The organism is Litorivivens sp. (assembly GCF_041625495.1).
Classification (GTDB): Bacteria; Pseudomonadota; Gammaproteobacteria; order Pseudomonadales; family Spongiibacteraceae; genus Litorivivens.
Genome location: NZ_JBFJTH010000179.1, coordinates 1 through 7,232, shown reverse-complemented (window position 1 = coordinate 7,232; position 7,232 = coordinate 1). Strand labels below are relative to the sequence as shown.

General features: G+C 52.8%; 7 protein-coding genes. 2 read left to right on the top strand and 5 right to left on the bottom strand.

All coding sequences use genetic code 11. The annotated features are described in order from the left end of the window. The 5 genes from ABYP39_RS16050 to folD all read right to left on the bottom strand — a co-directional run. On the bottom strand, positions 1-2,111 hold a 2,111-nt coding region (locus ABYP39_RS16050; RefSeq protein ID WP_372783543.1), incomplete at its 3' end, for a 2Fe-2S iron-sulfur cluster-binding protein. Then, entirely contained in the window at positions 2,108-2,419 is a 312-nt protein-coding gene (locus tag ABYP39_RS16045) for a sarcosine oxidase subunit delta (protein WP_372783541.1), read from the bottom strand. The genes ABYP39_RS16045 and ABYP39_RS16050, both read right to left, overlap by 4 nt. A gap of 9 nt (positions 2,420-2,428) precedes the next feature. Next, positions 2,429-3,679, bottom strand: coding sequence for a sarcosine oxidase subunit beta family protein (locus ABYP39_RS16040; RefSeq protein ID WP_372783539.1), 1,251 nt, complete (start codon positions 3,677-3,679; stop codon positions 2,429-2,431). 30 nt (positions 3,680-3,709) lie between these two features. After that, positions 3,710-4,576 (bottom strand): formyltetrahydrofolate deformylase, encoded by an 867-nt coding sequence (purU, locus tag ABYP39_RS16035; protein WP_372783537.1) that lies wholly within the window; start codon positions 4,574-4,576, stop codon positions 3,710-3,712. Positions 4,577-4,765: 189 nt separating this feature from the next. Continuing rightward, positions 4,766-5,662: a bifunctional methylenetetrahydrofolate dehydrogenase/methenyltetrahydrofolate cyclohydrolase FolD gene (gene folD, locus ABYP39_RS16030; RefSeq protein WP_372783535.1), complete on the bottom strand. Its 897-nt coding sequence runs from the start codon at positions 5,660-5,662 to the stop codon at positions 4,766-4,768. 325 nt (positions 5,663-5,987) lie between these two features. On the opposite strand from folD, the gene ABYP39_RS16025 reads away from it, so the two are divergent. Next, entirely contained in the window at positions 5,988-6,632 is a 645-nt protein-coding gene (locus ABYP39_RS16025) for a TetR/AcrR family transcriptional regulator (RefSeq protein ID WP_372783533.1), read from the top strand. 373 nt (positions 6,633-7,005) lie between these two features. Further along, positions 7,006-7,232, top strand: a 227-nt coding sequence (locus ABYP39_RS16020; RefSeq protein ID WP_372783531.1) for a hypothetical protein, incomplete at its 3' end; no start/stop codon positions are given.

Below are 7,232 nucleotides of genomic sequence, written 5' to 3'. Positions count from 1 at the left end.
TCATTGGTAATCAGACCATAACGGGCCCGCCCTACCTTGAGTGTTTTCAGGTTGTTGATATAGATCTTGTTGAGAAAGGCCGCAGCATCTGGGCCAGAGACCTCGATTTTGCCCAGCGGTGAGCTTTCAAACAGGCCAACGTTTTCTCGTACTGCGAGCACTTCTCGGCTGATGGCCTGCGCTTCGGTTTCACCCTTGGCCGGGTAACAGGCCGGACGCATCCAGCCACCGAAATCTTCCATTTGCGCGTTATTGGCAATATGCCAGCTGTTGGCCGGCATCAGTTGCCGCGGCGCGTAGCGTTCGCGCACGTTCAAGCCGCCGTAGGCACCCAGCGTTGAGGGGTGATAGGGCGGTCTGAACTTGGTGGTGCCCACTTCAGGAATCGGCTTGCCCAACAGCTCAGACATCACCGCAAGCGCATTCACATTACTGGTTTTGCCCTGATCCAGACTCATGCCATTGGTGGTGTAGCGCTTTACATGCTCAACCGAGACAAAATTTTCGCGTGCGGCCAATTCCAGATCAGACACTTTGACGTCATATTGAAAATCGACCCATTGTTTATCCGTGCGCGCGCCTTTGGTATACCAGTAGGCTTCGGGCTGCGCATAGGTAACTTTAGCGACACTAGGCAATTTCGGAGCGGCCAGCTCGCTGTCAGCCAGCTCAGCCACGGCCTTAGTCGCCGCATCGACACCACTTTCCAGACAGTCAGCCAGCATAAACTGGCCATTGGCTGCACCAACAGAACGGACGGCTTGTGGCGTACTGTCGGGAACCAGACACAAGCGGGTATCGTCGTAGCGAAGTTTTCCACCGGCTTGCGAATGCAGGTGGACCGTTGGCGTCCAGCCACCAGACATGGCAATCACGTCGCATGCGATACGGTTTTCCAGCGCCCCTATCTCGCCGTTGCCACGGTGCTTCGCCAGCGTAACGCCTTTCACAGCCCGGGCTCCGTGAACGGCCCCGACGGTGTAACCGAGATACAGGGGAATATTCTGTGCACGCGCGGCCTGCTGCAGCGCTCCTTCCGCGTTGACACGGGTATCCACAATCGCTGCTATGTTTACCCCTGCTTTCGAGAGATCCAGCGCGCTCTCATAGGCGCTGTCATTATTCGTCAGCACAACGATGGACTGCCCTACAGCAACCCCATAGCGATTGGCATATTCGCGAACAGCGGAGGCGAGCATGATGCCTGGTCGGTCATTATTCGGGAAGACCAGCGGGCGCTCGATCGCGCCTGTGGCTAATATCACGCGACGCGCCCGAATCCGCCAATGGCGTTCGCGCACTTTGTCAGCCGCTTCGCGTCCTGGCATAGCGTAGGTCATGCGCTCTGCAGCCGTCAGGAAGTTTTGCTCGTAATACGCTGTAACCGTGGTGTTAGACAGCAGTGTCACATTGTCGAAAGACTCCAACTTCGCGACGGTCGCTTTTATCCATTCGGTGGCAGGCTTACCGTCAATCTGTTGGCTTTCGCCGTTCAGGCGCCCGCCAAAAACTGCCTGCTCGTCGATCAACATCACGCGCAAACCACTTTCTGCCGCAACCAATGCCGACATCAATCCCGAGGCGCCACCACCGCAGACCAGTACATCGCAATGCGCATTCCGCTTGTGGTAGCGATAGGGATCAGCCTCGCGAGGCGCTTTGCCCAAACCAGCCAGACGACGAACGAGACCTTCATAGAAATGCCAACTCGGCCACATCAGTGCCTTGTAATAGAAAGAAGCGGGCAGCATCTTTTGAAACAGGTTCATCAAGCCGAAGAGATCAAACTTGACGCTAGGCCAGGCATTTTGACCATTCGCCACAAAACCCTCGTACAGAGGAGTGCTGGTCGCCCGTACATTCGGCTCGGTTACTAACCCGCTCTCAACTTGCAACAGTGCGTTGGGCTCCTCGCAGCCCGCTGTCATCACGCCCCGCGGGCGGTGTAATTTAAAGCTGCGACCGATAATTTTTTCACCGTTTGCCAACAACGCAGAGGCAACGGTGTCGCCTTTGTAGCCCTGATACACTTTAGTACCGATAACAAAGCGGATGGGCGTGTTCAGATCGACCTGATGCGCGGTATTCAGCCGCTTGGATGCTTTACTCATTGCGCACCTCCTGCGGTTTTCGCTGCCGGTGTGTTTTCAATCACAGGAGCAGGTTCGCCCATTTTGTAGATCGCGAAAATTTCGTGCGTTACCGTATGGCGGGCAATGTTGAACCACTGCCGGCAACCAAACGTGTGGCGCCATCTTTCAAAATGAATACCGGCCGGATTGATACGGTTAAACATGTAGGCCGACCATTCTTCGTCGGTCACGGTGTCCGGATCAGGCCGCTGAATATGCGATTGCCCACCACAGGTAAACTCGTCTTCACTGCGTTCGCCGCACCACGGGCAAGAAATTAAGTGCATGTTTTTCTCCTAGTGCGCTACGCCGGCTGCCGCGCCTTCATCAATAAAGGCACCGCGTGCAAACCGATCCAAACCAAAAGGTTCAATCAGATCGTGGGGTTTATCGTTGGCAATGGTGTAAGCCAGGCAATCGCCACCGGCTGGAATCGCCTTAAAGCCGCCGGTTCCCCAACCACCACTGATGTAGAGTCCATTGACCGGTGTTTTACCCATAATGGGGCTGGAATCCGGTGAGATATCCACGATGCCGGCCCATTGGCGCATCAACTTCAAACTGCCAAAAGCAGGGAACAAGGTCGCCGCAGCCGCCAGTGTTTCCTCGGTAACTGGCAACGTGCCTCGCTGCGAATAGGACGGATAGCGATCCGCGCCACCACCGATCAGAATCTCGCCGCGGTCTGACTGGCTGACATAGGCGTGTACCGCCGGTGACAGGACGACACCATCAAGACACGGTTTAACCGGCTCGCTGACCATCGCCTGCAGGGGCTGACTGACAATCGGCAATTCCAGACCGGCCATCGCACCCAACACACTCGTATGACCCGCGACGCACATGGCAACTTTGTCGGCCTTTATGACGCCATACTTGGTCTCGACCCCGCGAACGCTGTCACCCTCGCGCAGTATCCCGGTTACTTCGCAGTTCTGAATGATATCGACACCCATGGCATCGGCTCCACGTGCATAGCCCCAGGCCACCGCATCGTGACGTGCGACACCGCCCCGCTTTTGCACAAATCCGCCCCATATGGGATAGCGGGAGGTAGGCGAAATATCGATAAGCGGCATACGCTCTTTGATTTGCTCGGGCGTCAGCATCTCAGAGTCGACATTCTGAACCTGCATGGAGTTTGCCCAACGCTCGAGCACTTCGAGATCGTGACGGTTATGGGCTAGCGTAGTGATACCGCCCTGACTCAGCAGCAGGTTGTAGTTAAATTCGAGGGAAAGCTTTTCGTAAAGTTTGAGCGAGTGGTCGAAGAAATTGGTGCTTTCTTTGTAGAAATAATTAGAGCGAATAACGGTGGTATTACGGCCCGTATTACCACCACCCAACCAGCCTTTTTCCAGCACCGCGACGTTGGTGATACCGTGTTTTTTCGCAAGATAGTAAGCGGTGGCCAGACCGTGCCCGCCGCCACCGATAATCACAACGTCATAGCTGCGCTTGGGTTCTGCGTCACGCCACGCTTGCGGCCAACGCTTGTGTCCGTTCAGGCCATTCGTAAACAAAGACAGAAGTGAGTATTTTTTCATCTTAATCCTTTTGAGCCAGTCGCCACCCCATCAAAGGATGACGGTTTTGTCGCCGTTCAGTACGACGCGCTCCTCACAATGTAATCGCACCGCATGAGAAAGCGCGGCTGCTTCAATATCGTGCCCCATATGCACCAGGTGTTCGATTTTAAAGGTGTGATTCACGGGCTTGACCTCCTGAACGATGATGGGGCCTTCGTCCAGATCTGCGGTTACGTAGTGCGCAGTGGCTCCGATCACCTTTACCCCGCGTGCATGGGCCTGATGATAAGGCTTGGCACCCTTGAAGCTGGGCAGGAAGGAGTGATGAATATTGATCGCTCGCCCTTCAAGTTGCCGACACATGTCATCCGATAGAATTTGCATGTAGCGAGCCAGCACCAGTAGATCGACGTCGTACTCGGCCATCAGGCCCAATATTTGCGCTTCCTGCTGCGGCTTTGTCTCGGGTGTAATGGGCAAATGGTGATAAGGAATGCCATACCATTCAACCAAACCACGGCAATCTTCGTGGTTGGAGACAACACCAACAATATCAACCGGCAAGGCGCCCGAGCGCCACTTGGTTAGCAAGACATTCAGGCAATGATCAAACTTCGAAACGGCCAGCAATAGTTTGGGCTTATAGCTGGTTTCGCGTAAACGAAAATCCATCTCAAATTCTTTTGCCAAATCATCAATTTTGGATGACAGAGATGCAATATTCTCTTTCAGAACGCGGTCATCAAACACGAGCCGGGAGAAAAAAGTATTGGTGTAGGGATCCGAATGCTGGGACACCTCGGTGATGAACGCGCCTTGGTCGTAGAGCAAACCGGAAATACGAGCCATCACACCCAGTCGATCCGGGCATTTAAGCGTAAACACGTATTCTGCGGACAAATTACTATTGGACATGTGCTCGATTCCTCTCTTTTAAGCACCAGGATCCACGACTGGATGCCACCGCAAGTAAAGCACATGACTTACCCATAAGTCAAAAGGCTTACTTTGCGCTTGTAGCACTGCGTCCATGATGAGCACCACCACTTGACAGCGCTCACCCCCTGGATGAATGTTTACTTAACACTTTGTTTACAAAGGGATTTATTTTATCTGACTTTGCAGACCATTGATGTTACATGCGGCAATTACGGTATTACGTAACAAGCAGGCAATCGTCATTGGACCGACACCGCCCGGCACGGGTGTCACGGCCGCCGCGTGCTGTATCGCCGCGTCAAAATCTACGTCACCAACCAATCGGCTTTGGCCATCGCGCTCTATACGGTTGATGCCCACGTCAATCACGGTACAGCCCGGCTTTATCCAATCACCCTGAATAAATTCGGGGCGACCTACGGCGGCGACCAAAATATCGGCGGTACGGCACACTGCGGCAAGGTCTTGTGTTCGCGAATGGGCAATAGTCACCGTACAGTTTTCCTGCAGCAACAAAATCGACACAGGTTTGCCGACAATATTAGAACGCCCAACTACGACGGCATGCTTGCCCGAGAGATCGCTACCAAGCGCCTTTTTCGCCAGATCGATACAGCCTCGTGGAGTGCAGGCTACCAGCGCCCTGGCATTGCCATTGAGCAGGCGACCACTGTTGATGGCGTGGAACCCATCTACATCCTTATCTGGAGAGATAGCCTCAATCACGGCCCCTTCATCAATATGAGCGGGCAGCGGAAGCTGAACCAGTATGCCGTGAACCTGCTCATCAGCATTTAATGTGTCGATGAGCTCCAACAACTCGTCCTGGGATATGCTGGGAGGACGGTCAAAGTGAAAGCTTTTCATGCCAGCCGCTTCCGTCTGCCGCACCTTGTTTCGCACATAGACCTGACTTGCGGGGTCTTCCCCAACCAACACGACGGCAAGGCCGGGAACCAGATTGTGATGTTCAGTCAAGCGCGTGACTTCTTGCGCAACAGTTTCCCGAAGTTCAGCTGCTACAGCCTTACCATCGATTATTTTTGATTTCGCATCTGCCATTGGATTTCGTCCGTTTACGTTTAGTCACTGGTAGGCTCTTACACACCCTGAGCCAGCGTAGCTATATCGGCGATTAAATCATTCAGCTTTATATGAGTCAATAAGCTTATCGCGGTGTTTTTTATATTTCTGCGCTGCGCAGAAGGGCCGCTGTTTGGCTGAATCACTATCTATAGCTAACCCGGGTTTACGCGCTTATTTGCGTTTTTCGGCGATAACGCTATCCTTGGCGCCAGGAATTTACGCCTTTATGGCATGCCAAACTTGACGGTTAAGCTATAGCCCAGTAGCATCTAAGTCGACCGATTTAATTTAAGGCACTGCTATGCTTACACTATCCCCCAACGCAACCATTGCCGAACAAGGAAAACAGTCCCTGCTGCGAGCAGCGCTGAAGCTGTTCGCGGAAAACGGTATCGATGCCGTGTCGTTGCGGATGATCAACCGGGAAGCGGGGCACAAGAATCATTCGGCCCTGCACTATCATTTCGGTAGCAAGATGGGCTTGCTGGAGTCGCTGGCTGAGTTCATCCAGAACTGGTTTGAAGAGTCACGAGAAAGCGCTCTGGTCGCGGTTGAAACTTCCGACACCGTTGATGGTAAGAAGATCCTGGAAGCTTTTGTAACCCCCTACCTCAATATCCTGAAGGAAGAATGGGGCTACGACGCGGTGCGCTTTATCGCGCGGATGGAGTTTGATGCCGATTCCGACACCCACCATATCCTTAATAAGTTTGCAGGCCCATCTATTGAGCGGTTTAAAAAGCTGCTGGTCAAAACTTACCCGGAATTGCCTAAAAAGCTACTATTCCAGCGTTTCAATTTCTGTATCACCAGTATCATTATGGGGCTGGCTGATTATAAAAGCCTTAAGGATTCCTACATGGGAAACCTAAACACGCGCCCAGAAGACTTGGTAACTGTCATGCTGGATGTATGCTCCCATGGTCTAGGCGCTCCCTGTAGCTAACTGACGGCCAACGCTGAGCTTATTACAGAAGGACGCAGAATTTTAATGACGACGTTCACATTGTTCTGAGTAGTAAGAACTACAAAACACTTTGGCCGGATGATGCATCTCCCGGAGGCATGCCGAGCACATGATGACCGAGGAGGCCGGACGACGGCTTCCGATAACAAGCTAGAATAAAGCCTAAATCAAACGTTCAGCGTTAGCGGCCACCGGTTTATTCTCGCCCGAAAATGAAACCACTGAAGCGGCAGCAACTAAGCATCGCTTGTACTAAGCACTTCAAGTAGACCATGCTATTGGCAGACCACTTACTTTCTAAACAAAAAATAACCGTCAAAGCGAGCTTAGTCTTTAGGAATATTATACAAATATGCCGAATACCCTCGTAATGGTAACAGCCACGGCAGGTATTGCTTTTAGCTTGCTAGTGATACCGCTTCTACTATCTGACCCTCAAGGTGATCGTCGGGCGAATCGCTTCCTGGCTGTTTTTGTCGGCATTTTGGCATTGAAACTCACTCAGCGCGTATTGCTCTATAGTGGAACGTTGGAAGTGTATCCTGCTCTCACCGGCTTTGGGCGGTTTATGTACTTCGC

What these genes read in the sequence shown, in the direction of transcription:
- ABYP39_RS16045 (WP_372783541.1), bottom strand. Translation starts at nt 2,419, where the DNA reads ATGCACTTAATTTCTTGCCCGTGGTGCGGCGAACGCAGTGAAGACGAG.
- ABYP39_RS16040 (WP_372783539.1), bottom strand. Translation starts at nt 3,679, where the DNA reads ATGAAAAAATACTCACTTCTGTCTTTGTTTACGAATGGCCTGAACGGA.
- purU (WP_372783537.1), bottom strand. Translation starts at nt 4,576, where the DNA reads ATGTCCAATAGTAATTTGTCCGCAGAATACGTGTTTACGCTTAAATGC.
- folD (WP_372783535.1), bottom strand. Translation starts at nt 5,662, where the DNA reads ATGGCAGATGCGAAATCAAAAATAATCGATGGTAAGGCTGTAGCAGCT.
- ABYP39_RS16025 (WP_372783533.1), top strand. Translation starts at nt 5,988, where the DNA reads ATGCTTACACTATCCCCCAACGCAACCATTGCCGAACAAGGAAAACAG.